The 23,116-nt window shown below is 59.5% G+C and carries 23 protein-coding genes, 1 tRNA gene and 1 pseudogene; 17 read left to right on the top strand and 8 right to left on the bottom strand.

From position 1 onward, the window contains the following. Nucleotides 1–11: 11 nt before the first annotated feature. The 4 genes from K0F85_RS06840 to K0F85_RS06825 form a co-directional block, all read right to left on the bottom strand. Nucleotides 12–1,352 carry a TolC family outer membrane protein gene (locus K0F85_RS06840; RefSeq protein WP_219115235.1) on the bottom strand — a complete coding sequence of 447 codons (1,341 nt, stop codon included), beginning with the start codon at nt 1,350–1,352 and terminating at the stop codon, nt 12–14. A gap of 141 nt (nt 1,353–1,493) precedes the next feature. Next, nucleotides 1,494–1,817 carry a rhodanese-like domain-containing protein gene (locus K0F85_RS06835; protein WP_219115234.1) on the bottom strand — a complete coding sequence of 108 codons (324 nt, stop codon included), beginning with the start codon at nt 1,815–1,817 and terminating at the stop codon, nt 1,494–1,496. A gap of 13 nt (nt 1,818–1,830) precedes the next feature. Then, the gene (locus K0F85_RS06830; protein ID WP_219115232.1) at nt 1,831–2,481 is read right to left on the bottom strand and encodes a protein-L-isoaspartate O-methyltransferase; all 651 of its coding nucleotides are present in this window, start codon (nt 2,479–2,481) and stop codon (nt 1,831–1,833) included. Nucleotides 2,482–2,651: 170 nt separating this feature from the next. Next, nucleotides 2,652–3,302: a TetR/AcrR family transcriptional regulator gene (locus K0F85_RS06825; RefSeq protein WP_219115231.1), complete on the bottom strand. Its 651-nt coding sequence runs from the start codon at nt 3,300–3,302 to the stop codon at nt 2,652–2,654. Between the two features lie 324 nt (nt 3,303–3,626). Here K0F85_RS06825 and K0F85_RS06820 point away from each other — a divergent pair, with 324 nt between their 5' ends. Together K0F85_RS06820 and K0F85_RS06815 are read left to right on the top strand one after the other, a co-directional pair. Beyond that, nucleotides 3,627–4,496: a head GIN domain-containing protein gene (locus K0F85_RS06820; protein WP_219115229.1), complete on the top strand. Its 870-nt coding sequence runs from the start codon at nt 3,627–3,629 to the stop codon at nt 4,494–4,496. 71 nt (nt 4,497–4,567) lie between these two features. Then, nucleotides 4,568–4,840 carry a YkgJ family cysteine cluster protein gene (locus K0F85_RS06815; RefSeq protein WP_219115228.1) on the top strand — a complete coding sequence of 91 codons (273 nt, stop codon included), beginning with the start codon at nt 4,568–4,570 and terminating at the stop codon, nt 4,838–4,840. 14 nt (nt 4,841–4,854) lie between these two features. Here the strand turns inward: K0F85_RS06815 and K0F85_RS06810 are convergent, their stop codons facing one another. Continuing rightward, the gene (locus K0F85_RS06810; RefSeq protein WP_219115226.1) at nt 4,855–5,103 is read right to left on the bottom strand and encodes a hypothetical protein; all 249 of its coding nucleotides are present in this window, start codon (nt 5,101–5,103) and stop codon (nt 4,855–4,857) included. Between the two features lie 142 nt (nt 5,104–5,245). Here K0F85_RS06810 and K0F85_RS06805 point away from each other — a divergent pair, with 142 nt between their 5' ends. From K0F85_RS06805 to K0F85_RS06775, 7 genes are all read left to right on the top strand, one after another. After that, nucleotides 5,246–6,016, top strand: coding sequence for a DeoR/GlpR family DNA-binding transcription regulator (locus K0F85_RS06805; protein ID WP_219115224.1), 771 nt, complete (start codon nt 5,246–5,248; stop codon nt 6,014–6,016). A gap of 32 nt (nt 6,017–6,048) precedes the next feature. After that, nucleotides 6,049–7,197, top strand: a complete 1,149-nt coding sequence (locus K0F85_RS06800; RefSeq protein ID WP_219115222.1) for an MFS transporter — start codon at nt 6,049–6,051, stop codon at nt 7,195–7,197. Between the two features lie 155 nt (nt 7,198–7,352). Then, the gene (locus K0F85_RS06795; protein WP_219115220.1) at nt 7,353–8,198 is read left to right on the top strand and encodes an undecaprenyl-diphosphate phosphatase; all 846 of its coding nucleotides are present in this window, start codon (nt 7,353–7,355) and stop codon (nt 8,196–8,198) included. A 6-nt stretch (nt 8,199–8,204) separates the two neighbouring features. After that, nucleotides 8,205–10,028: a DNA helicase RecQ gene (recQ, locus tag K0F85_RS06790; RefSeq protein WP_219115218.1), complete on the top strand. Its 1,824-nt coding sequence runs from the start codon at nt 8,205–8,207 to the stop codon at nt 10,026–10,028. Then, entirely contained in the window at nt 10,028–10,510 is a 483-nt protein-coding gene (locus tag K0F85_RS06785; RefSeq protein WP_219115216.1) for a hypothetical protein, read from the top strand. The genes recQ and K0F85_RS06785 overlap by 1 nt, the downstream gene beginning before the upstream one ends. 44 nt (nt 10,511–10,554) lie before the next feature. After that, complete coding sequence (locus tag K0F85_RS06780) at nt 10,555–11,535, top strand: LysR family transcriptional regulator (RefSeq protein ID WP_219115210.1); 981 nt, start codon at nt 10,555–10,557, stop codon at nt 11,533–11,535. Between the two features lie 147 nt (nt 11,536–11,682). Then, complete coding sequence (locus K0F85_RS06775) at nt 11,683–12,969, top strand: Glu/Leu/Phe/Val dehydrogenase (RefSeq protein WP_219115208.1); 1,287 nt, start codon at nt 11,683–11,685, stop codon at nt 12,967–12,969. A gap of 142 nt (nt 12,970–13,111) precedes the next feature. On the opposite strand, the gene galE is transcribed toward K0F85_RS06775, so the two are convergent. From galE to K0F85_RS06760, 3 genes are all read right to left on the bottom strand, one after another. Then, nucleotides 13,112–14,131, bottom strand: a complete 1,020-nt coding sequence (gene galE, locus K0F85_RS06770; protein WP_219115207.1) for a UDP-glucose 4-epimerase GalE — start codon at nt 14,129–14,131, stop codon at nt 13,112–13,114. A gap of 153 nt (nt 14,132–14,284) precedes the next feature. After that, nucleotides 14,285–14,965 (bottom strand): tRNA (guanosine(46)-N7)-methyltransferase TrmB, encoded by a 681-nt coding sequence (gene trmB / locus K0F85_RS06765; protein ID WP_219115602.1) that lies wholly within the window; start codon nt 14,963–14,965, stop codon nt 14,285–14,287. Between the two features lie 92 nt (nt 14,966–15,057). Next, nucleotides 15,058–15,131, bottom strand: a tRNA-Gly gene (locus K0F85_RS06760). Nucleotides 15,132–15,308: 177 nt separating this feature from the next. Between K0F85_RS06760 and K0F85_RS06755 the strand changes: the two genes are divergently transcribed. From K0F85_RS06755 to rfbD, 8 genes and pseudogenes are all read left to right on the top strand, one after another. After that, entirely contained in the window at nt 15,309–15,698 is a 390-nt protein-coding gene (locus K0F85_RS06755; protein ID WP_219115205.1) for a hypothetical protein, read from the top strand. 297 nt (nt 15,699–15,995) lie between these two features. Beyond that, nucleotides 15,996–16,346: a diacylglycerol kinase gene (locus tag K0F85_RS06750; RefSeq protein WP_219115203.1), complete on the top strand. Its 351-nt coding sequence runs from the start codon at nt 15,996–15,998 to the stop codon at nt 16,344–16,346. A gap of 280 nt (nt 16,347–16,626) precedes the next feature. Then, nucleotides 16,627–18,045 carry a mannose-1-phosphate guanylyltransferase/mannose-6-phosphate isomerase gene (locus K0F85_RS06745; protein WP_219115201.1) on the top strand — a complete coding sequence of 473 codons (1,419 nt, stop codon included), beginning with the start codon at nt 16,627–16,629 and terminating at the stop codon, nt 18,043–18,045. Nucleotides 18,046–18,122: 77 nt separating this feature from the next. After that, the gene (gene wbaP / locus K0F85_RS06740; RefSeq protein WP_219115200.1) at nt 18,123–19,586 is read left to right on the top strand and encodes an undecaprenyl-phosphate galactose phosphotransferase WbaP; all 1,464 of its coding nucleotides are present in this window, start codon (nt 18,123–18,125) and stop codon (nt 19,584–19,586) included. 51 nt (nt 19,587–19,637) lie between these two features. After that, nucleotides 19,638–20,717, top strand: coding sequence for a dTDP-glucose 4,6-dehydratase (rfbB, locus tag K0F85_RS06735; protein ID WP_219115198.1), 1,080 nt, complete (start codon nt 19,638–19,640; stop codon nt 20,715–20,717). After that, nucleotides 20,717–21,610, top strand: a complete 894-nt coding sequence (gene rfbA / locus K0F85_RS06730; RefSeq protein ID WP_219115601.1) for a glucose-1-phosphate thymidylyltransferase RfbA — start codon at nt 20,717–20,719, stop codon at nt 21,608–21,610. The genes rfbB and rfbA overlap by 1 nt, the downstream gene beginning before the upstream one ends. Before the next feature lie 23 nt (nt 21,611–21,633). Beyond that, nucleotides 21,634–22,179 carry a dTDP-4-dehydrorhamnose 3,5-epimerase gene (gene rfbC, locus K0F85_RS06725; RefSeq protein ID WP_219115196.1) on the top strand — a complete coding sequence of 182 codons (546 nt, stop codon included), beginning with the start codon at nt 21,634–21,636 and terminating at the stop codon, nt 22,177–22,179. Nucleotides 22,180–22,219: 40 nt separating this feature from the next. Beyond that, a pseudogene (rfbD, locus tag K0F85_RS06720) lies at nt 22,220–23,100 on the top strand (dTDP-4-dehydrorhamnose reductase). Nucleotides 23,101–23,116 lie beyond the last annotated feature (16 nt).

Here is a 23,116-nt window from a genome sequence, read left to right as displayed (position 1 = left end):
CAAGGCCATGCTTACCTGTCGAGCAAGGCGTTCACCGGCATCAAGTCCGTTTCCTTCAAGGTGCCGGCTGCGGCCTTCAGGCGCAAGCCGTTCATGATGGTGTCGTAGCGCGCTTTCGACAGGTCTTTCTGCGTCGAGAACAGTTGTTTTTGCGCATTCAAGACGTCGATATTGATGCGCACGCCCACTTGGTAGCCGAGCTGGTTCGACTCGAGCGCCGATTTGCTCGACACTTCCGCCGCTTCCAGCGCTTTTACCTGGGCCAGGCCGCTATTGACACCCAGGAAAGCCTGGCGCGCGCCTTGCGATGCCGCGCGGCGTGCCGTTTCCAGATCGTTGCGGGCCTTGTTTTCCAGCGCGATCGATTCGCGCACCTTGCTGGTGACGGCAAAGCCGCTGAAGATGGGGATGCTCCACTGCACGCCGATGGCGTTGTTGTTATTGCCGTTGCCACTGCCGCCACCGGAGGTGTAGGTATGGCCCGTGTTGGCGATGAGGTCCAGGGTCGGGTAGTGGCCGGCGCGGTTGCGGCCGATGTCGCGCTTGGCCGATTCCACGTTGAACTGGGCCGTGATGACGCCGTAGCTCTGCTCTTCCGCCGAGCTCACCCATGGTTCGATGGCGGCCGGTTCCGGCGCGCTGATGACGATGCCCGAGCGCATCGGCGCCAGGTTCGTTGGCGCTTCGCCGATGATGGTTTGCAGGGCGCTACGCTTGTTGGCCAGGTCATTGATGGCGGCAAACTCCTGCGCCACCACCAGGTCGTAGGCCGCTTGCGCTTCATGCGTGTCGGTAATCGTCTGCGTGCCGACCTCGAAGTTGCGCTTGGCCGATGCCAGTTGCTCCGTCGTGGCGACTTTTTGCGCCTGCGTGGCGCCCAGGTTGTCTTGCGCGCTCAGCACGTCAAAATAGGCCTGTGCCACGCGCGTGATCAGGTCTTGCTGTACCTGTGCAAATTGCGCTTCGGCAATCGCCTGAGCCAGCTTGCTTTGCTGGTAAGTTTCCCAGCGATCCCAACGGAACAGCGGCTGCGCCAGCGTCAGGTTATAGCTGTTCGTACGGACGTTCACGGATGGCGAAGTGATCTTGTTGCCACCCGCGTTCTGCAGTATCTGCTCCTGGTTGCCGCGCGTATTGCTGCCCGAGGCGGACACTTGCGGCAGCAAGCCCGCCAGCCCCTGCGGAACCCGCTCCATCCCGGCCGACAGGGCCGCGCGCGCGCTGGCGTACTGCGCGTCATTGGCCAGCGCCTGCTGGTACACCTGGATGAGATCGGCCGCCTGCACTTGCAGCGAGCATGTCATCGAGACAAAGGCGCTGGTCATCAGCACGGCGATAAGGGGTTTCCGCATTGCATTTCTCCGTTGGAGTCGTCAAAAGTTGATGGAATCAAAAATCTGCTACCGCCGACCTTGTGCCCGCCGGGTGAGCGGGGTACAGGCCTCCACAGGCATGCAGGGAAACATGCCTGAGTGCATCTACTGCAAAATAAATTAGTATGTAGGCATCGCGCTGTCGACTTGCAGCGCCCAGGCATGCACGCCGCCCGTCAAATTACTGATCTTGCCAAAACCATTGCGCTCCAGGAAGGCCGCCACTTGCATGCTGCGCATGCCGTGATGACAGATGCAGACGATCTCGGCATCTTCATCGAGGTCATCGATGCGCGCAGGAATCGAGTTCATCTGCATCAAGGTGGCACCGTCGAGGTGGCACAGGTCGAACTCCCACTGTTCCCGTACGTCCAGCAACAACGGGCGCGGGCGGGAAGCGTCAGCCAGCCAGGCGGCCAGCTGCGGTGCACTCAAATGCTCCATCGAATCGGTCGCCTCAGAACTGGAAATGCGACGGTGCCACGGCTTGCAGCGGTGTGACATTGGTTTCAAACAGCTTGCGCGTGTCATAAGCCTTGTCCGAGCTGCGCGTGATCAGGTGCGCCGACATGATAGGCGCTTCGCCGATGATGGCCAGGATGCGGCCGCCGACTTTCACTTGTTGCAGCAACGCTTCCGGCAACACGGCCAGGGAGCCCGAGACGACGATCACATCGTAGGGTGCGCCCTTGCTCCAGCCCTGGGCGCCGTCGCCCAGTTCCACAGTCACGTTCGTCACGCCATTGGCGGCCAGGTTTTGCTCGGCCAGGGTTTTCAATTGGGGAACGATTTCCACGCTCGTCACATGACGCGCCTTGTGCGCCAGCAAAGCCGCCATGTAGCCGCTGCCGCTGCCGATCTCCAGCACATTCTCATGCTTTTTGACGGCTACGTCTTGCAAAATGCGCGCTTCCAGCTTCGGCGTGAGCATACATTCGCCGCCGCCCAGTGGAATTTCCGTATCGACGAAGGCCAGGTTTTTATAGGCGGCCGGCACGAAATCTTCACGCTTGACCACGTTCAACAGCTCCAGCACGTCGATATCCAGTACGTCCCATGGACGGATCTGCTGTTCGATCATATTGAAGCGGGCTTGTTCGATATTCATCTTTGGACTCGGTAAGTGAAGTAATAATCCGCCATTTTATCGTTGAACTGGCTGAAAGCACATGTTAACCATAAAGGCGGGGAATGGAGGAAATTTGCGACGATCTGCAGATTTGAGGGGGCGAACCTTGGAAAAGGGGCAACTGAACGGTAGAAAGCAGGCGCGGCGCATCAACTTTTCCCGGGCGCCTCCGCCTGCAAGCTGCGCAAGCTCATGTCGATAAAGGCATCCATATAGGCGACGGGATCGATATTCTTGACCTCGCACGGCAAGAAGGAGTGCGTCCACATCATGAGCATGGTGACGGGCGCGCTGAGGATGGTGCTGACCAGTACCGGATCGACCTGGCGGAATTCGCCGCGCTGCATGCCCCGTTCCAGCAGGCTGACGATCAGCCCATTGCCGCGCGTGACGACTTCTTCGTTGTAAAACTGCGCCAGTTCCGGGAAATTGTTCGCTTCGGCCAGCATCAGCTTGGTCAAACCAGCCAGTTTGGTAGCGCCGAATTCTTCCCACCACTGCATCAACACCTTGCGCAACAATTCGGCACTGCTGCGGTCCGAAGCGGCCATGCTGTCTTCCGCCTCCCCGATCGACTGCACGATATTGTCGCGCACCACGGCCTTGAACAGCTCCTGTTTATTCTCAAAGTACAGGTACAGGGTGCCTTTCGACACGCCGGCCCGCTTGGCCACATCCTCCAGACGCGTCGATGCGAATCCCCGTTCGACAAACAGGTCGAGGGCAGCAGCGAGCAATTCCTGCGGGCGGGCATCCTTGCGCCGCTCCCAGCGGGGCTTGGTATCAATCGGGGCTTGCATGTATCTTTCCAAGTAACTTACTTTTGAGTCATTAATGGTAGACCTGTCTACCGGCAAGGTCAAGCGCAGGCCACCAGCGCAACAAAGGACGCCTCACCTTGCAACAAAGCACAGACATTGTACCCTCCGTGCCTGCACCGCCCCATGCGGCCTGCAGTTTCGGGCAGGCCAAAATGCAGTTCAGTCGCCATTTCGCGCAGTTCATCGCATTTGCGTTCAGCAAAGATAGGCACTTTGCTATCTTGCCATCGACAGCACGGCAGCCGCAACGCGGCAGCCGGCTTTTTGCTTGTTCCGAACTACAACAATCATAAAGGAAACACCATGCGTACCTTGCTGGCCCTGTGCTGTGCCGTTGCCCTTGGCGGTTGCGCCATCGTCATCAACCCCAACGATGGCGAAGTGCGCTATGCCGATGCGGGTGGCAATGCCGTCCAGGGCAACGAGCAACTGAGCCGCGACGTGCGCCAGGTCAGCACCATCCACACGCTCGACATCGACAGCATGAAGCGCATCGGCATGAAGATCGACGTGCGCGTCGGCCCGGCAACCTCGCTGGTGATCGAAGCGGACAGCAATCTGCAGCCGCGCATCCATAGCGAAGTGAGCGGCAATACCCTGCGTATCTGGAGCGATGCGAACATTCGCAGCAGCAATGGCATCCACGTCATTTATACGACACCGCAATTGAAGAAGATCAATATCTCCGGCTCTGGCCGCCTGGTGGTCAGCGGTTTCACAGGCGAAGATTTCAGCCTGGAGCAGCGCGGTTCGATGAAGAGCGAACTGTCGGGCACGGTGGGACGCTTCGACGTGGCCAACAATGGCTCGGGCAGCATCAACGCGGCGGCCCTCGCCAGCGGCAATACGGACGCGGTGCAGAACGCTTCCGGTCACATCCAGCTGGGCAGCGTGCGCGGCGAGCGCATCAACGTGGCCGTCAATGGCTCGGGCAGCATCAGCGCCAGCGGCGCCGTGCAGCGCCTCGACGCCAACGTGAATGGCTCGGGCGATATCAACCTGGCCGCCCTGCGCAGCGACGTTGCCTATCTGGCGAGCAATGGTTCCGGCGACATCGATGTCGCCGTCCAGAATGAAGTCAACGCCCGCGCCAGCGGTTCCGGCCGCATCACCGTGCATGGCGATCCGGTCCGCCGCACCCTGTCGGGCAAGCGCGTCAGCATCGTGCGTTAAACGCGTCCCTGGCAACGCATGGGAGCCGGCTTGCTATACTGTCGGCTCCTCACCCGCCCGTCTGAAATCCCATGTCACCATCTGCCCCCCTGGCATGCCGCCCCTCGTGCGGCGCCTGCTGCACTGCACCGTCCATCACCAGCCCGATTCCCGGCATGCCGGATGGCAAACCGGCGGGCGTGCGCTGCATCCAACTGGCCGACGACAACCGCTGCAAGATCTTTGGCCGACCGGAACGGCCCGCCTTTTGCGGCGGCTTGCAGCCTTCCGCAGAGATGTGCGGCGGCAGCCGCGAACACGCGATCGGCTGGCTGGCAGAGCTGGAACGGCTGACGGCGCCCTGAACGCCAGCTGTGCTTTAGTCTGCGGCGTTTGTCCGCACCGAGGCCCGCTCTTCGTCACGCAGGCGCTTGTATTCCATCAGCAGAAAGATCACCAGATAGGCCAGCAGCGCGAGGAGGGAAGAGCGCGCATCGCTCCAGTCCAACGTGCCGTGGCGCTTCCAATGCAGCGCATTGAAAACAATCAGCATGCCTAGTGCACCCCACCCACTGCGGCGCATGACGCGACCCAGCAAGGTTGCCATTAACAATTTACTGGAGAGCATGGTTTCCTTTAATTTGTTCCATTTCCTCACTGTAGCACTTCATATCCCTACGGCAATACCAGCACGCGCATAACAGTAACCTTGACTCGATTTGCACGTTTGCGTATATTCATGCACATTCCTGCACGTTTATAAGCTCAACATGTCTGCCACCCTGCTTCTCAAACAGCGCCACGCGCTGATCCAGCAACAATTGCATGCCGACGGCAGGGTACTGGCGCTGGACCTGGCGCGCCAGCTCGATGTTTCCGAAGATACGATACGGCGCGACCTGCGCGAGATGGCGGCGGCCGGCCTGTGCCAGCGCGTGTATGGCGGCGCCCTGCCGCTGGCGCCAGACGGCGGTAGCCTGACGCAACGCAAGCAGGAAGCGCCGGAACGCAAGGCGCGCCTGGCGCAGGCCGCCGTCTCCCTGGTGCGCGCGGGCCAGGTGCTGTTTCTCGATGCGGGCTCGACCAACCTGGCCATCGCCAGCGCCTTGCCGGAGTTGTCGCTCACTGTCATCACGAATGCGCCTTCGATTGCCATGGCACTCATGGAGCGCCCGGAAATCGAGCTGATCATGGCTGGCGGCAGGGTCGACCGCCGCGCGGGCGCCAGCCTGGGGCCGCAGGCCTTGCGCACGGTCGAGCGCATGCATCCCGACCTGTGCTTCCTGGGCGCCTGCGGCGCCGATGCGGACGCAGGCGTGACAGCGTTCAACTACGACGAGGCCGAGTTCAAGCGCAGCATCGCCGGCGCCAGCAAGGCCGTCGTCGTCGCTGCCACCAGCGACAAGCTGGGCACGGCCGCGCCCTTCGGCGTGCTGGCCACCGGCTTGCTACAGCACCTGGTGCTCGAAGCCGATGCCGATGTCACCCACGTGACCGCCTTTGAACGGCTGGGTGTGCAAGTGCTGCGCGCCCGCGCCTGAATTATCCACCCCAACTCTTGAAAAGCTCCCCCATGCATCTCACCGGCACCCTGCAACAACGCGCCACGCGCCTGGTCTTCTTCGCTGCCGGCCTCGGCATGGCGGCCTGGGCGCCGCTGGTGCCCTACGCCAAGTCGCGCCTGGGCCTCGATGAAGCGACTCTGGGCATTTTGCTGCTGTGCCTGGGCGCCGGCTCGCTGTGCGCGATGCCGTTTACGGGCATGCTTGCGGCACGCTTCGGCTGCCGCAAGGTCATCGTCGGCGCCGGCCTGCTCCTGACTGCCATCCTGCCCGGCCTGGCGCTGGCCGCCACGCCGCTGCAACTGGGACTGGTGCTGCTGGTGTTCGGCGCGGCCATGGGCACCTTCGACGTGGCCATCAATATCCAGGCCGTGATCATCGAAAAAGCCAATGGCGGCGCCATGATGTCGGGCTTTCATGCGCTGTTCAGCGTGGGCGGCTTTGCGGGCGCCGCCTGCATGGCCATGCTACTGTGGCTGGGACTGACACCAGCCTGGTCCTGCGTGGTAGTGATGCTGCTGCTGTGTGGCGTGCTGGGTGCGGCGCAAGGCCATCTGCTGCCGACAGCGTCCGCCTCCGGAGAAAAGACGCCGCTGTTCGTCATGCCGCATGGCGCCGTGATCCTCATCGGCCTGCTGTGCTTTATCGTTTTCCTGGCCGAAGGCGCGATTCTCGACTGGAGCGCCCTGTTCCTCACCACCACGCGCGGCGTGGAAGAAGCCAAGGGTGGCCTCGGCTACGCCGCCTTCGCCATCGCCATGACGCTGGGCCGTTTCACCGGTGACAAGGTGGTCAGTCGTTTTGGTGGCAAGCGGGTACTCACTTTTGGCGGCCTGTTTGCTGCAGCAGGCTTCTTCCTGGCCGTGCTGGCGCCGCACGCCAGCCTGGCAATGCTTGGTTTCGTGCTGATCGGCCTGGGCGCAGCGAACATCGTGCCCATCCTCTTCACGGCCGCCGGCCAGCAACATGCCATGCCGGCCAGCCTGGCGGTGGCGGCCATCACCACCATCGGCTACGCGGGCATCCTGGCTGGTCCGGCCGTGATCGGCTTCATCGCCCACGCCACCAGCCTGAATATCGCCTTCGCCATGCTGGGCGCCGCCCTGCTGCTGGTGGCGGCCAGCGCGCGCCTGGTGGCGCCGGCAAAACAGCTCTCCTGATCCGCCCCCTGCCTGGCGGCTGGCGCTAAAAAAGCGCCGCCCGCCAGTGCCCAAATAGGGTCGGCAAGCCTCTGTCGTGGTAAGCTTCGACCCCGCGCACATTGCGGGCGCCACGCGCTCCCCCCATCCTGTCACTTATACCCGTTTATATATCTATGGATCTCATTCTTGCGTTAAAAGCCATCATCATGGGGCTGGTCGAAGGTTTTACCGAATTCTTGCCGATTTCATCCACGGGACATTTGATCCTGGCCGGCAGCCTGCTCGACTTTACCAAGGATGTCTCGAAAGAAGTCATGGATGTCTTCGAGATCGCCATCCAGGCCGGCGCCATCCTGGCCGTGTGCTGGGAATACCGCCAGCGCATCGGCAGCGTGCTGTCCACCTTCAGCACCGAGGTCAAATCGCGCAAGTTCGTGCTAAACGTGGCCATCGCCTTCATGCCCCTGGCCGTGATCGGCCTGGCTATCGGCAAGATGATCAAGCATGCGCTGTTCAAGCCCGTACCCGTGGCCACGGCCTTCATCATCGGCGGCATCATCATCTTGCTGGTGGAGCGCCGCGCGCGCACCAACCCCGTCACCGTGCGCGTCAACTCGGTCGATGAAATGACGCCGTTCGACGCCTTGAAAGTGGGCTGCGCCCAGGCGTTCGCACTGATTCCTGGCACCAGCCGTTCCGGCTCGACCATCATCGGCGGCATGCTGCTGGGCCTGTCACGCAAGACGGCCACCGAATTCTCGTTCTTCCTGGCCATCCCCACCCTGCTGGCGGCTACGTTCTACTCGCTGTATAAAGCGCGCGACATCCTGTCGGCCACCGACGTGCCCCTGTTCGGCGTGGGCACCGTGGCCGCCTTCATCTCCGCCTTCCTGTGCGTGCGCTGGCTGCTGCGCTACATCAGCTCGCACGACTTCACGTTTTTTGCCTGGTACCGCATCGTGTTTGGCCTGCTGGTGTTGGCCAGCGCCCACTACGGCTGGGTTGTTTGGGCAGAATAAGGCACTATGAATCAAGATCTTAACCAGCGCGCGCTACACCTGCTGCAAACCGTTTTCGGCTACCCGGCCTTCCGCGGCCAGCAAGCCGATATCGTCGACCATGTCAGCCATGGCGGCGACGCGCTGGTGCTGATGCCCACGGGCGGCGGCAAGTCCTTGTGCTATCAGATTCCGGCCCTGCTGCGCGACGGCGTCGGCGTCGTCGTCTCGCCATTGATCGCGCTGATGCAGGACCAGGTCGACGCGCTGGAGGAAGTCGGCGTGCGCGCCGCCTTCCTCAATTCCACGCAAACCTACGAAGAAGCCAGCCGCATCGAGCGCCTGGTACGCACGGGCGGCATCGACGTCGTCTACGTGGCGCCCGAGCGCCTGATGACGCAGCGTTGCCTGGACCTGTTCCAGGCCTCGAAGATCTCCCTGTTCGCCATCGACGAGGCGCACTGCGTGGCTCAATGGGGCCACGACTTCCGTCCCGAATACATCAAGCTGTCGGTGCTGCACGAGCAATTCCCGGACGTGCCGCGCATCGCGCTCACGGCCACGGCCGACCCGCAGACGCGCGCCGAAATCGCCCTGCGTTTGCAGCTGGAAGATGCGCGCCAGTTCGTCTCGTCCTTCGACCGGCCGAACATCCGCTACCAGATCGTGGAAAAAGCGAATGGCCGCAAGCAGCTGCTCGACTTCATCAACACCGAACATGCGGGCGACTGCGGCATCGTCTACTGCCTGTCGCGCAAAAAGGTCGAAGAGACGGCGGAATTCCTGAACCAGAGCGGCATCCGCGCCCTGCCGTATCACGCCGGCATGGAGTACGCCAAGCGCAGCGCCAACCAGGCGCGCTTCCTGCGCGAAGAAAACATCGTCATGGTCGCCACCATCGCCTTCGGCATGGGCATCGACAAGCCCGACGTGCGCTTCGTCGCGCATCTGGATCTACCGAAAAGCATCGAGGGCTATTACCAGGAAACGGGGCGCGCGGGCCGCGACGGCATGGCCGCCAACGCCTGGATGGCGTACGGCTTGCAGGACGTGGTGCTGCAGCGGCGCATGATCGATGAGTCGGAAGCGGAGGACACTTTCAAGCGCGTGCTGGGTGTCAAACTCGACGCCATGCTGGGCCTGTGCGAAACGCTCAGCTGCCGCCGCATGCGATTGCTCGAATACTTCGGCGAACCGGCGTCCCCATGCGGCAATTGCGATACCTGCCTGGTGCCGCCCGTGTCCTTCGACGGCACGGTGCCCGTGCAAAAACTGCTGTCGGCCATCTACCGCGTCGACCAGCGCTTCGCCGGCGGCCATGTGATCGACGTGCTGCGCGGCGTGGAATCGGAACGCATCAAGACCTGGCACCACGATTCGCTCTCCGTCTTCGGCATCGGCTCGGACCTGGGCGAAGCGGAGTGGAAAGCGATACTGCGCCAGGCCATCGCGCTGGGCCTCGTCTCGGTCGACCATGAACAATACAGCTCGCTGAAACTGACGGATGCCTCGCGCCCCGTGCTCAAGGGCGGCCAGAAGGTGCAGCTGCGCCAATACCAGAAACCGGTGAAAACCAGCAAGCGCAGCACCAGCGTGGCGAAAGGCTATGTGGAAACGGACCTGTCCACCAGCGAGCAGGCCATCTTCGACAAGCTGCGCTGGTGGCGCGTGGAGACGGCGCGCACGCACAACGTGCCCGCTTACGTGATTTTTGTCGACGCTACATTGCGCGAAATCGCCAAGGCCAAGCCCACCTCGCTGGAGCAGATGCGCGGCGTGAGCGGCGTGGGCGAGAAAAAACTGGCCTCGTACGGCGACGAAATCGTCGCCATGATCCTGGAGATGATTTAATGGAAGCACTCTCGTCCGACCTGATCTATCGGGCCGTGGAAATCCTTGGCGCCCAGCCCGATGCCGACGACGCGGTGGAAGCGCAAGTACGTGCCCTGGTCGGCGACGAACTCACCGTGCGCCGCCTGGCCGACGTGGTGCCGGAAGCCTTCGGCCTGGTGCTGGCGTCGCACCTTCCCGGCGCAGAAAACATGACCCTGCCCACCACTTTCTGTGCACAGGACGAGGACGGCGAATGGCTGGAATTGCCCATGCGCCGCGAACCGATCTTCGTCGTCGCCCTGGACATCGCCCAGCACACCTTCCACAACGGCCCGCGCGCGCTGATACAGAACCTGGCTGAGCGCAGCTCTCTGCTGACGGCCATCAACAAGGGCCTGAACGCGGGTAGCTCGCTCGACGGCACGACCCTGGGCCCGCCGTCCTTCTTCGGCCTGCCCGCCGCGCTGTACCAGCCGTCGGCATCACCCGATACACCCTGACCACTTCACCTTGCCTCTGCCCTTGATAAGAGAACGCTGCCGCGATGGAAACCAAATGGCTGGAAGACTTCATCTCGCTCGCTGAAACGCATAATTTCAGCCGTTCCGCGGCCCTGCGCCACGTGACCCAGCCGGCCTTTTCGCGTCGCATCCAGTCGCTGGAAAACTGGCTCGGCATCGACCTGGTTGACCGCACCTCCTACCCGACGCGGCTGACACCGGCCGGCGCCGTATTTTATGAGCAGGCGCTGGAAATGCTGGGGCAGATCAACGGCGTGCGCGCCCTGTTGCGCGGCAAGCGGGCGGCCACGCAAACGAGCGTCGATTTCGCCGTGCCGCACACCTTGTCGCTGACCTTCATGCCGAAATGGCTGACAGCGCTGGAAGAGGGTTTTGCGCCGATCAACAGCCGTTTGATGGCCCTGAACGTGCACGACGCCGTGCTGCAGCTGGTCGATGGCGGCTGCGACCTGCTGCTGTGCTACCACCATCCGCGCCAGCCGGTGCAGTTGGACCCGGGCCGCTACGACATGCTGGTGATGGGCCGCGAAACCTTGCGCGCGTATGCGCGCTGCGGCCAGGACAAAGTGCCGGACTTCGTCCTGCCGGGTAGCGCCAAGGAGCCGCTGCCCTTCCTCTCCTACACCAGCAACGCCTACCTGGGACGCATGGTGGAACTGCTGGTGGCCGACGCCAAGGCGCCCCTGTTCCTGGAAACCTGCTACGAAACGGACATGGCCGAAGGATTGAAAATGATGGCGCTGGAAGGGCGCGGCATCGCCTTCCTGCCCGAATCGGCCGTCATGCGCGACGTCAAATACAAGCACCTGGCGCGCGCCGACGGCGGCGCGCCAGGCTGGGAAATCGAGCTGGAAATCCGTTTATACCGCGAGCGCCCGTCTAGCCAGCGGCCCGGCAAGCAGACCGTCGAAAGCTTGTGGCAATACCTGGTGCAGGCGCAGGAAAGCGCCGCACGCGGCGGAAAAAAACGCCGGCGCGCTGCCGTCACCGCAACTCCATCCTGACCTCCTATCTATGCAATAAATGCATAACCGGATGCGTACAAAGCATTGGCCCGGGCATGAGGCTATCGCCTACGATGCGGTTCCGCTGCGCGCAGCTGCATCTCGGCTGTGCCTCTAACGTATTCGTATTGTCAGGAGCTTTCAAGCATGACCAGCAAGCACGCACTTCCTTCCTACCTCAATCCTGAAGACCTGGGCCCATGGGGCGTCTACCTCGAGCAGATCGACCGCGTTACGCCATACCTGGGCAACCTGTCGCGCTGGGTGGAAACGCTGAAGCGTCCAAAGCGCATCCTGACGGTCGACGTGCCTATCGAGCGCGATGACGGCAGCATTGCCCACTACGAAGGCTACCGCGTGCAGCACAACCTGTCGCGCGGCCCGGGCAAGGGCGGCGTGCGCTTCCACCAGGACGTGACGTTGTCGGAAGTGATGGCCCTGTCGGCCTGGATGACGGTCAAGAATGCCGCCGTCAACGTGCCATACGGCGGCGCCAAGGGCGGTATCCGCGTCGATCCGAAGACCCTGTCGCGCAACGAACTGCAGCGCCTGACCCGCCGCTACACGAGCGAGATCAGCATGATCATCGGACCAAACAAGGATATCCCGGCGCCGGACGTCAACACGAATGAACAGGTCATGGCGTGGATGATGGACAGCTACGCCATGATCGGCGGCAATATGTCGACCGGCGTGGTGACGGGTAAGCCTATCTCGCTGGGCGGCAGCCTGGGCCGCCGCGATGCGACGGGCCGCGGCGTATTCGTCGTCGGTTGCGATGCGGCCGCCAAGATCGGCATGTCGCTCGAAGGCGCGAAAGTCATCGTGCAAGGTTTCGGCAACGTGGGCGGCGTCGCTGCACGCATGTTCGCTGAAGCCGGCTCGAAAGTGGTCGCGGTACAAGACCACAAGACCACCGTCGTGCATAGCGGCGGCTTGAACATCCCGCAATTGCTGGCACACGTGGCCGAAGTGGGCAGCGTCGAAGGCTTCCCTGGCGCCGAGGCATTCGTGCCGCGCGAAGATTTCTGGGGCATCGATTGCGACATCCTGATCCCGGCGGCACTGGAACAGCAAATCACCGCCGAACGCGCACAGATCATCCGTGCCAAGATCATCCTGGAAGGCGCCAATGGCCCGACCTTGCCGGCAGCGGACGACATCCTGACCGACCGTGGCGTACTGATCGTGCCGGACGTGCTGGCCAACGCCGGCGGCGTGACCGTCAGCTACTTCGAGTGGGCACAGAACTTCTCGAGCTTCTTCTGGACCGAAGAAGAAATCAACAGCCGCCTGACCCGCATCATGCGCGAAGCGTTCGACGCGGTATGGCAAGTGTCGCAAGAGAAGAAAGTGTCGATGCGTACCGCCACCTTCATCCTGGCGTGCACGCGCGTGTTGCAAGCTCGCGAAGTACGCGGTCTGTACCCATAATGGCTGCCTGAGAAAATGCCTGGGGCGCTGTTGCTTCGCCTGGCCCCAGACATTTTTCAGGCGCCATTGGTTTGCTGGCGCTCTAAAAAAATCCCGCCACACTTGCGTGTGAGCGGGATTTTTTATGGGCGCCGGATTTGCGTCAGACTGAATAACCTTGCGGATTCTGGTGCTGCCAGCGCCAGTGGTCGCGGCACATGTCGTCGATGTTTTTCTGCGCCTGCCAGCCCAGCAGTTCCTTCGCCTTGTCGGCCGAGGCGTAGCAGCTGGCGATGTCACCGGGGCGGCGCGGCACGATGTCGTACGGTACCTTGCGACCGCTGGCGGCCTCGAAGGCGCGCACGGTGTCGAGCACGCTATAGCCATGGCCCGTGCCCAGGTTGACGGTAAAGCCTCCCTCGGTGGAAAACAGGCGATTCAACGCGGCCACATGGCCCAGCGCCAGATCGACCACGTGGATGTAGTCGCGCACGCCGGTGCCATCCGGCGTAGCGTAATCATTGCCAAAGACGGCCAGGCGCTCGCGGCGGCCCACGGCCACCTGGGCGATGAAAGGCATCAGGTTATTCGGGATGCCGGCCGGATCTTCGCCGATCAAGCCGCTGGCATGCGCGCCGACCGGATTGAAATAGCGCAATACGCCGACTTGCCATTGCGCATCGGCATGCACGAGATCGGCCAGTATCTGCTCGACCATCAGCTTCGAGCGGCCATATGGATTGGTCACGGACAGGCGCGACGATTCCAGGATCGGCAAGGCTTCCGGATCGCCATACACGGTAGCCGACGAACTGAAGACAAAACGCTTCACATTCGCCGCCGCCAGCACTTCCAGCAGGGCCACGGTGCCCGTCACATTGTTATCCATATACATCAACGGCTGGGCCACGGATTCCCCCACAGCCTTCAAGCCTGCGAAATGGATCACCGCATCGATGGCATGTTCGCGCAACACAGCGGCCATGGCCGTGCGGTCGCGCACGTCGGCCTCGTAGAACGGTACGCTTTTGCCGGAAATGCGCTCCACACGCGCCATCGCTTCGCGCGCGCTATTGCACAGATTATCCACCGCAACGACATCAAAGCCGGCCGCCAGCAATTCGACACAGGTATGCGAGCCGATGAAACCGGATGCGCCGGTCACGAGTATTTTCTTGGACATAATATCAATCAATGCAAAAAAGATAAGACTACCGTAATTCCCTCGCCTTGCCTAGCCAGCGCACGCTAGCGCGCATTAAAAAAGCCTGCGGCGTCGCCGCGGCAGGCTTGATCTTGCGCAGACGGCACAGACGGGTGAATCGATAAAGAGAGTTTATTTCTTGATGAACACCAGATCCCACACGCCATGGCCCAGCTTCAAGCCGCGGTTTTCAAACTTGGTCAGCGGACGATACGCGGGCTGTGGCGCATAAGCATCGGCGCTATTGCGCAACTGCGGCTCGGCGCCCAGCACCTCCAGCATTTGCACCGCGTAATCTTCCCAATCGGTGGCGCAGTGCAGATAGCCGCCCGGCGCCAGGCGATCGGTCAATTGCTTGACGAACGGCGACTGGATCAGGCGGCGCTTGTTATGGCGCGCCTTGTGCCATGGATCGGGGAAGAAAACGTGGATGCCGGCCAGGGAATTGGCGGGAATCATGTGCGTCAGCACTTCCACCGCATCGTGCTGCAGCAGACGCAGATTCGTCAGCGACTCTTCGCCGATCAGCTTCAACAGGCTGCCGACACCGGGCGTATGCACTTCGACGCCAATGAAATCCTTCTCCGGCATGGCTTTGGCGATATGCGCAGTCGTCGCCCCCATGCCAAAACCGATTTCCAGGATGACCGGTGCCTTGCGGCCGAACACCTGCTCGAAGTCCATCGGTTCTTTGGCGAAAGGCACCAGAAACTGCGGCCCCAAAGTCTCAAGCGCGCGCGCCTGCGCGACAGACAGCCGCCCCGCGCGGGTCACGAAGCTGCGGATGCGGTGTTCGGTCGGATCGTACATCATCGGCCGCGCCGGGCCGTTTGCTGGGGTATCAGAAGACATGGGAATGGAGAAATAAGTGGCCGCGCCGCATCAAGCCAGGCGCCAGCGAAAAATGGAGCGGGTGAAGGGAATCGAACCCTCGTCGTAAGCTTGGGAAGCTTCTGCTCTACCATTGAGCTACACCCGCGAAGCCTGCATTTTACGCGGGATGGCAAGGACTTGGCAAACTTGTGCGGCGCTTTCGCATTCATCCGGAATTCCCGCGACATTGAGCAAAAAACAGAGGGAACCGCATCGGCACGGTCACGTATTTTGTTGATAATGAACAACATCACGGGTAGCCAGGCAAGGTGAACAGCCTGATATGCAGCTAAAATACAATAAATTATTGTCGCCATGGACTGTGCAGCGCAGACTAGCAAGAGAAATGTTGCTACAATCGCGTGACAGTTTATCATTCCCGCTGTTCAACCTAAAAGGATATCCCATGAAGAAAATTCTGATCGCTTCGGCAATCCTGTGCTTCGCTTCCGCACAAGCCATGGCTCAAACGACGCCACCTGTTGTACCAGCACAGCCACCAGCAGCTGGCGCTGCTGGCGCTACCGGCGGCGGCACTGCTGCCGGCGTGGGCGCTGCTGCCGGCCTGAGCACGAGCGCCATGATCGCCATCGGCGCAGCAGTTGCCGTCGTAGCCGGCGCAGCAAGCTCAGATTCGACCACCACGCACCACGCAGCTACTGCCCATAAGTAACACCTGGCTGCGCCAGCAGCGACAGCTAGATTCCTCACTTTAGTTGGCTGTCTAACAGACAGCTTCATGGAGGAAGTTGGTATGTTGAGCGACATGGCACTGCAATCATAAAAAGCCCTTTTCATTTCTCTTGAAAATGGGCTTTTTACTTTTTAACAAGCGCCAAAGACGCTGATGTCAGCTTTTTTATTCTAATGGGTGACGCAATATTGCACTCGTATCAACGCGATGGTCAAGTATCCATTAAGAAATCCCTTTGCCGTGTTCGTGAAACACCCTATCTAATCGCCACTATCCATGAAGAACCAGCCTTTTTTCAAGCGCATGGGATTCGCCTTGAACGGCATTGCCGTGGCTTTCCGTATGGAATCGAGCTTTCGCTTGCAATGCCTTGCCACCCTGATGGTCGTGATCGTGCTCGCCTGTAGCAAGCCGGCGATGCTCTGGTGGGCACTGCTGTTACTCAACTGTGGCCTGGTGCTGGCTGCTGAACTGTTTAATACGGCGCTTGAGCACTTGATTGACCATCTGCATCCGGGCCTGCACCCCAGCATCAAGATCGCCAAGGACTGTGCGGCAGGGGCTGTACTCATTCTCAGCATGAGTGCCGTCTGCATTTTTGTTGCTTTTCTGTTCGAAACGCTTTGAAGCTGAGTAGATATAGCTGCCAGGCAAATTACAATACATGGATCGCCAAGGCACCTCCTGCCCACGTCAATATTCGAGACGATGAGAAAAAACACATGGATTCTTATAATTCATTAAAATAATACCCTTTTGAAATATTTAATCTTTACCAATAATAATTTTCTGCACGCCTTGTGCATACATGCATGGCAATTGCGTAAACAATCATCGCTTTTTTCGAGCGACTAACGACTCAGTTCCCCATTTGGCGACGCTGTTTTAACTTTGAATTGATGCGTAAATGAATACTCCCCTTGTACCAGTGATTCTTTGCGGTGGTTCCGGCACACGCTTGTGGCCTCTGTCGCGCGAAGGCTACCCTAAACAGTTTTTGCGTTTGTCCGGCGAGACCAGCATGTTGCAGCAGACGCTGCAACGGCTGGCTGGTATTGAGGCCTTGGCGCCGGCTTTGCTGGTATGCAATGAATCGTCGCGTTTCATTGTTGCGGAACAGTTGCGTGAAATAGGCCTGGACAATGCCCGCATGGTACTCGAACCGATGCGCCGCAATACGGCGCCGGCCATTGCCACAGCGGCCCTGCAAGCCATGGAAAACGGCGACGACCCCATCCTGCTCGTTTTGCCTTCCGACCATGTCATCCTGGATACCCCAGCGTTCCACCGCGCCATCAACCTGGCGCGCGATGCTGCAGAACAAGGCAACCTGCTCACCTTCGGCATTACCCCTAGCGGACCGGAGACAGGCTACGGCTATATCCGCGCCGAGGGTGGCGCAGCTGGCCAGGTCCAGCGTATTGTCGAATTTGTCGAGAAGCCTGCCCTGGCGCTGGCTGAACAATATATTGCCAGCGGCGATTATTTCTGGAACAGCGGAATGTTTGTATTTCGCGCCAGCCGTTACCTGGAAGAACTTGAACGCTTTCAGCCTGCCGTCGTCGCGGCGTGCCGGGAAGCGCTGGCCAAGGCGAAAAGCGACCTCGATTTCATCCGCCTGGATCATGATGCCTACGCCGCCAGTCCCGATATCGCCGTCGACTATGCCGTCATGGAACGCACCAGCCATGCGGCGACCATTGCGCTCGATGCCGGCTGGAACGATATCGGCTCATGGGCCGCCGTCTTCGACGTGGCAAAAAAAGACGCCAACAACAATAGCGCCCAAGGCGATGTGTTGATGCAGGATTGCAATGATTGCCTGGTGCATGGCAATAGTCGCCTGGTGACCGCCATCGGCATGCGCAATACCGTCATCGTAGAAACGGCCGACGCCGTATTGGTCATGGATGCGGATCAGGCGCAACATACCAAGACCCTGGTGGCGCAGCTAATTGCCCAGGACCGTGCTGAAGCCACCATGCACCGCGAAGTGTTCCGACCGTGGGGATCCTACGATTCCATCGGCAACGGCGAGCGCTTCCAGGTCAAGCGCATCACCGTCAAGCCGGGTGCCAAACTGTCATTGCAAATGCATCACCACCGCGCAGAGCACTGGATCGTGGTATCCGGCACCGCTCAGATCACCAACGGCGACAAGGAATATTTACTGACCGAAAATCAGTCCACCTATATCCCCCTCGGCGTCGTCCATTCTCTGGCCAATCCGGGCAAGCTACCGCTGGAATTGATTGAAATTCAATCGGGTAGCTACCTTGGGGAAGACGATATTGTCCGCTTTGAAGACCGCTACGGCCGAGTTTAACCGGGCCGATCGCAGAGATATCCACTGCGATACATCAAGTCATCCACACTGAAGTATATAAGGTTAAGCAAGTCATCATGAAACCAATCGAAGGTATATTTGTACAAGAAGTGAAATGGTATTGCAGCAGCAGGGCGGAAAAATATTTCCTCACCTTTGCCGATGCACTTGCCATGTTCATCGCATTCTGGTTCGCTGGCAAATGGACCCTCGATTCCAGCGACCTGAACAGCTTTGGGCTGGATAGCTCGCGTCTGTTCAGCTACAGCCTGCTATCCCTGGTCACTGTGGCTATGTTCAAGCTGAAGGGTCACCATGCCAAACGCCGTCCGTACTCGAATGAAATCAAGGAACTCCTGAAGGTCGCCATGGTCATGGGCTTGATCGATGCGGCCCTGCTCTTCCTGGGCAAGCGCGATTCCTCGCGCGAGGCACTGTTGGCCACCTGGCTGCTGGTGCCGTGCGCGGTATTGCTCCTGCGCGCCATGGTCAAATACCTGCTGATGAAAGCTGGCGGCTGGATACGTCCCATGGTCATCATCGGATGGGGAGACAATGCCTTGCAAACAGCGCGCGCCTTCGATGAGGAAGCATTGATGGGTTATCGCCTGATCGCCTTCCTGATACCAGAAGGCCAGGAGCGCTTCGAGCATCACTACCTCAACCGCAACAAACAGGCCGTCCCATGTATTTCACTCGGCGATGATCCAGAAAAAACACTCAAGATGCTGGGCGATCCGCATGCGGTCGTGGCGCTGGAGCAAGGTGGTATTGATGCCTATCAAGGCATGATTCAACAAGTCAGCCGTTGCGTTGCCAATATGCAAGTGGTACCAGCCGTACGCGGCCTGCCGCTGTATGGCATGGAGGTCAACCATTTCTTTACGCACGAGGTACTCCTGCTGACCATGCGCAACAACCTGGCGCGACCAGGTTTGCAACTGATCAAGCGCTGCTTTGACCTGACGATGTCGATCGCCGTGATGATCGTCGGCGCGCCCATCCTGCTGTGGATCGCCGCCAAGGTCATGGCTTCAGGCCGCCCCATTTTCTACGGCCACAAGCGCGTGGGCCAGCATGGCAAGCATTTCCTCTGCTATAAATTTCGCACCATGGCTGTGAATGCCGATGTGTTGTTGAAAGAGTTACTGGAACGCGACCCGGTCGCCCGTGCCGAATGGGACCGTGATTTCAAACTGAAAAACGATCCACGCATTACCTCGATAGGTCATTTCCTGCGCCGGACTAGCCTCGATGAATTGCCACAGCTATGGAACGTACTGAAAGGCGAAATGAGCCTGGTCGGGCCGCGTCCCGTGGTCGATGCGGAACTGGAGCGTTATGGCACCCAAGTTGACTATTACCTGGAAGCTAGACCCGGTGTCACGGGTCTATGGCAAGTCAGCGGCAGGAACGATGTCAGCTACGATACGCGCGTCTACCTCGACGCCTGGTATGTCAAGAATTGGTCTCTGTTCAATGACATCGTCATTTTGCTGAAAACGGTCAAAGTCATCTTCAAGAAAGATGGCGCGTATTAACAAAATATACAGTGTAAAATTTGATAATTTACAAGAAAAAAGGATAAGAGCATGATTTTAGTTACTGGCGGCGCCGGCTTCATCGGGTCAAATTTTGTACGCGATTGGCTGGCGCTCAATGATGAGCCCGTCATCAACTTCGATAAACTGACTTACGCAGGCAATCTCAGTAATCTGGCCAGCCTGGAGCAAGACCCGCGGCATATCTTTGTACGCGGCGATATTTGCGATACCGATCACGTCTCCCGCCTGTTGGCAGAACATAAGCCGCGCGCCGTCGTGCATTTTGCGGCGGAAAGCCATGTCGACCGCTCGATTCATAGCCCAGGTGAATTCATTTCGACCAACGTCAATGGCACTTTCAGCTTGCTCGAAGCCGCGCGTGCCTATTGGTCCGGCCTGACGGGCGAGGCCAAGGATGGTTTCCGTTTCCTGCACGTCTCGACCGATGAAGTCTATGGCACCCTGGGTCCGCAAGATCCCCCATTCACGGAAACGACGCCGTATGCGCCGAACAGCCCCTATTCGGCATCGAAAGCAGCCTCCGACCATCTGGTACGCGCCTATTTCCATACGTATGGCATGCCGGTGCTGACGACAAACTGCTCAAACAACTATGGCTCTTTCCATTTCCCGGAAAAACTGATTCCCCTCATCATCAGCAACGCCCGTGCCGGCAAGCCATTGCCTATCTATGGCGACGGCATGCAAGTGCGCGACTGGCTGTATGTAGGCGACCATTGCTCGGCGATTCGTCGCGTGCTGGAAGCGGGACGTCTGGGCGAGGTCTACAACGTGGGCGGCTGGAATGAAATGGCCAATCTGGAAGTCGTGCATACCCTGTGCGACATCCTCGATACGCTGGACCCGAAGGCTTCTGGCAGCTATCGCGAACAAATCACCTATGTACAGGATCGCCCTGGCCACGACCGCCGCTATGCCATCGATGCGCGCAAGATCGAGCGCGAACTGGGCTGGAAGCCGGCAGAAACCTTCGCCACGGGCATACGCAAGACGGTCCAGTGGTACCTGGACAACCAGGCCTGGGTACGCGACGTGCAGTCGGGCGATTATCTGAAGTGGGTAGAGAAAAACTACGCGGCACGCGATGCGGCAAAGGAATCGGCATGATGAGCGCACCGATCGAACGCAAAGGCATCATCCTGGCCGGTGGTTCAGGCACGCGGCTGTACCCGGTCACCATGGCAGTATCGAAGCAATTGCTGCCCGTGTATGACAAGCCGATGATTTACTATCCGCTGACCACCCTGATGCTGGCCGGCATACGCGATATCCTGATCATTTCCACGCCACAAGATACGCCTCGCTTCCAGGAGTTGCTGGGTGACGGCAGCCAGTGGGGTATCAGCCTGACCTATGCAGTGCAGCCGAGCCCGGATGGCCTGGCACAGGCCTTCATCATTGGCAAAGAGTTTGTCGGCGATGCGCCATCGGCGCTGATTTTGGGTGACAACATCTATTATGGGCACGACTTTGAATCGCAGTTACGCGAAGCCTCGGCACGCACCAGCGGCTCGACCGTGTTCGCTTACCATGTGACCGATCCGGAACGTTATGGCGTGGTCGACTTCGACGCACAGCGGCGCGCCGTCAGCATCGAAGAAAAACCGCTCAAACCAAAATCGAACTACGCCGTCACCGGCCTGTATTTCTACGATCGCCAGGTATGCGACATCGCCGCCGGCATCGCACCATCACCTCGCGGCGAACTGGAAATCACCGACGTCAATCGGGTTTATCTGGAACGCGGTCAGTTGAACGTTGAGCTGATGGGGCGCGGCATGGCCTGGCTCGATACCGGCACACATGAATCCTTGCTTGAAGCAGGCCAATTCATCGCCACCATCGAAAATCGCCAGGGATTGAAAGTCGCCTGCCCGGAAGAAATCGCCTACCGTAAAGGGTATATCGATGCCGCCAAACTGGAACAACTAGCCCAGCCATTGAAGAAAAACGCGTATGGCCAATACCTGCTGCGCCTGCTCGAAGAAAAAATATATTAAGACCTGAACGGCTCATCCATACCATGCAAATTCAAACCACAGCAATTCCGGACGTGCTGATCATCGAGCCTACTGTCTTTGGCGATGATCGCGGCTTTTTCTATGAGAGTTTTAACCAGAAACGCTTTACCGAACTGACTGGAATTACGCGCGACTTCGTGCAGGACAACCACTCCAAGTCCGCCAAGGGCGTGTTGCGCGGCCTGCATTATCAGATCCAGCAGCCGCAAGGCAAGCTGGTGCGTGTGACGGCCGGCGAAGTCTTCGACGTTGCCGTCGACCTGCGCAAAAGCTCGCCAACCTTCGGCCACTGGGTTGGCGTAGTCCTGTCGGCCGCCAACAAATGCCAGTTGTGGATACCTGAAGGTTTCGCCCACGGCTTCGTGGTGACCAGCGAGAGCGCAGAGTTCCTGTACAAGACCACCGACTATTGGGCGCCGGAATTCGAACGCAGCATCCTGTGGAATGACCCGGCGATCGGCATCGACTGGCCGCTGGACGGCGAACCGTTACTGTCTGGCAAGGACAAAGTCGGCACATTGCTGGCCAATGCCGACGTCTTCGCCTGAGCACTGCAACACTACCGCTCCACCCTTCATGGAAACAATTATGAGCCGTATCTTAATTACAGGAAAAAACGGCCAGGTCGGTTACGAACTGGAACGTAGCCTGCAAGGTCTGGGAGAGATCATCGCGCTAGACCGCAGCCAGATGGACCTGGCCGACCTGGACCAGGTACGCGATGTAATTCGCCGCATCAAGCCGACGCTGATCGTTAATCCGGCGGCCTACACCGCTGTTGACAAGGCCGAGAGCGAGCCTGAACTGGCACTGCGCATCAACGGCGAAGCACCGGGCTTGATGGCGGAAGAAGCCAAAAAACTGGGCGCCGCGATGATCCATTACAGCACCGACTACGTATTTGATGGCTCGAAAGATGGCCCCTACGTCGAAACCGATCCAACCAGCCCGATCAATGTGTACGGTAGCAGCAAGCTGGCCGGCGAACAGGCGATCCAGGCCACCGGCATCCCACACCTGATCTTGCGCACCAGTTGGGTCTATAGCACGCATGGCAAGAATTTTCTGTTGACCATGCTGCGCCTGGCAAAGGAGCGCGAAGAACTAAATATCGTATCCGATCAGTTCGGCGCACCGACATGGAGCCGTACCATCGCCGATACCACGGCGCATATCGTGGCACAAAGCCTGGCGACAAGCGACCAGCAAACATGGTGGCAGGCACGCGCCGGCTTATATCATTTGACGGCGCAAGGAAGGACCAGCTGGTTCGGCTTTACCGAAGCGATCATGGCCCATCCTTCAATGACGAAAAAGCCAAGATTAAAACCGATATTAGCCCAAGACTATCCTGTACCGGCGAAGCGTCCGATCAATTCATTACTATCATCACAACGTCACAACGCTTGATGGATACTTTTTGTCGCATTCCGAATTGGCATGACGCATTAAGGTTGTGTCAAAGTTAAATATGACCCGGCGTTC

It is taken from the genome of Janthinobacterium sp. UMAB-56 (genome assembly GCF_900095265.1).
In the GTDB taxonomy this organism is placed as follows: Bacteria; Pseudomonadota; Gammaproteobacteria; order Burkholderiales; family Burkholderiaceae_D; genus Janthinobacterium.
Note: the sequence above shows the minus strand (reverse complement) of the source record. Positions and strands in the feature narration are given on the sequence as shown.

Excerpts from the sequence above, each read along its gene's own strand:
- K0F85_RS06785 (WP_219115216.1), top strand. The coding sequence starts at position 10,028 with ATGGAAGCACTCTCGTCCGACCTGATCTATCGGGCCGTGGAAATCCTT.
- K0F85_RS06830 (WP_219115232.1), bottom strand. The coding sequence starts at position 2,481 with ATGAATATCGAACAAGCCCGCTTCAATATGATCGAACAGCAGATCCGT.
- rfbB (WP_219115198.1), top strand. The coding sequence starts at position 19,638 with ATGATTTTAGTTACTGGCGGCGCCGGCTTCATCGGGTCAAATTTTGTA.
- K0F85_RS06795 (WP_219115220.1), top strand. The coding sequence starts at position 7,353 with ATGGATCTCATTCTTGCGTTAAAAGCCATCATCATGGGGCTGGTCGAA.
- wbaP (WP_219115200.1), top strand. The coding sequence starts at position 18,123 with ATGAAACCAATCGAAGGTATATTTGTACAAGAAGTGAAATGGTATTGC.
- galE (WP_219115207.1), bottom strand. The coding sequence starts at position 14,131 with ATGTCCAAGAAAATACTCGTGACCGGCGCATCCGGTTTCATCGGCTCG.
- K0F85_RS06755 (WP_219115205.1), top strand. The coding sequence starts at position 15,309 with ATGCAGCTAAAATACAATAAATTATTGTCGCCATGGACTGTGCAGCGC.
- rfbA (WP_219115601.1), top strand. The coding sequence starts at position 20,717 with ATGAGCGCACCGATCGAACGCAAAGGCATCATCCTGGCCGGTGGTTCA.
- K0F85_RS06805 (WP_219115224.1), top strand. The coding sequence starts at position 5,246 with ATGTCTGCCACCCTGCTTCTCAAACAGCGCCACGCGCTGATCCAGCAA.
- K0F85_RS06800 (WP_219115222.1), top strand. The coding sequence starts at position 6,049 with ATGCATCTCACCGGCACCCTGCAACAACGCGCCACGCGCCTGGTCTTC.
- K0F85_RS06745 (WP_219115201.1), top strand. The coding sequence starts at position 16,627 with ATGAATACTCCCCTTGTACCAGTGATTCTTTGCGGTGGTTCCGGCACA.
- K0F85_RS06810 (WP_219115226.1), bottom strand. The coding sequence starts at position 5,103 with ATGCTCTCCAGTAAATTGTTAATGGCAACCTTGCTGGGTCGCGTCATG.
- K0F85_RS06775 (WP_219115208.1), top strand. The coding sequence starts at position 11,683 with ATGACCAGCAAGCACGCACTTCCTTCCTACCTCAATCCTGAAGACCTG.
- K0F85_RS06835 (WP_219115234.1), bottom strand. The coding sequence starts at position 1,817 with ATGGAGCATTTGAGTGCACCGCAGCTGGCCGCCTGGCTGGCTGACGCT.
- recQ (WP_219115218.1), top strand. The coding sequence starts at position 8,205 with ATGAATCAAGATCTTAACCAGCGCGCGCTACACCTGCTGCAAACCGTT.
- rfbC (WP_219115196.1), top strand. The coding sequence starts at position 21,634 with ATGCAAATTCAAACCACAGCAATTCCGGACGTGCTGATCATCGAGCCT.
- trmB (WP_219115602.1), bottom strand. The coding sequence starts at position 14,965 with ATGATGTACGATCCGACCGAACACCGCATCCGCAGCTTCGTGACCCGC.
- K0F85_RS06780 (WP_219115210.1), top strand. The coding sequence starts at position 10,555 with ATGGAAACCAAATGGCTGGAAGACTTCATCTCGCTCGCTGAAACGCAT.
- K0F85_RS06815 (WP_219115228.1), top strand. The coding sequence starts at position 4,568 with ATGTCACCATCTGCCCCCCTGGCATGCCGCCCCTCGTGCGGCGCCTGC.
- K0F85_RS06820 (WP_219115229.1), top strand. The coding sequence starts at position 3,627 with ATGCGTACCTTGCTGGCCCTGTGCTGTGCCGTTGCCCTTGGCGGTTGC.
- K0F85_RS06750 (WP_219115203.1), top strand. The coding sequence starts at position 15,996 with ATGAAGAACCAGCCTTTTTTCAAGCGCATGGGATTCGCCTTGAACGGC.
- K0F85_RS06840 (WP_219115235.1), bottom strand. The coding sequence starts at position 1,352 with ATGCGGAAACCCCTTATCGCCGTGCTGATGACCAGCGCCTTTGTCTCG.
- K0F85_RS06825 (WP_219115231.1), bottom strand. The coding sequence starts at position 3,302 with ATGCAAGCCCCGATTGATACCAAGCCCCGCTGGGAGCGGCGCAAGGAT.